Origin of the sequence: Arthrospira sp. PCC 8006 (assembly GCF_046480465.1) — a bacterium.
Taxonomy (GTDB): Bacteria; Cyanobacteriota; Cyanobacteriia; order Cyanobacteriales; family Microcoleaceae; genus Limnospira; species Limnospira platensis.
In genome coordinates this window covers 1-272 of sequence record NZ_PKGG01000661.1, presented here as the reverse complement: position 1 = coordinate 272, position 272 = coordinate 1, and the positions used below count along the sequence as shown (strand labels likewise).

Sequence of the window (272 nt, the reverse complement as noted above, 5' to 3'; positions counted from 1 at the left end):
GCCAGTCGCAGCAAGCGGTCGGCGCGGTCCATGACGTCCTGGGAATGGGTCACCATCAGCAGCGTGCTCCCGCGTTCGCGGCAGGCCCGGGACAGCAGGTCGATGACCGCCACGGCGTTGTCGAGGTCCAGGCTGCCGGTGGGCTCGTCGGCCAGCACCAGGCCCGGACGGTGCGCCACCGCCCGGGCCACGCCGACGCGCTGCTGCTCGCCGCCGGAGAGCTGTTCGGGAAAGCGGTCGCTGAGGCCGTCCAGGCCCAGCGCCCCCATCAG

Annotated in this window: 1 protein-coding gene; it reads right to left on the bottom strand. The window is 73.5% G+C overall.

Translation table 11 applies throughout. From position 1 onward, the window contains the following. The coding region (locus B9T16_RS29775; RefSeq protein ID WP_410246505.1) for an ATP-binding cassette domain-containing protein at positions 1 to 272 on the bottom strand (272 nt) is incomplete at both ends.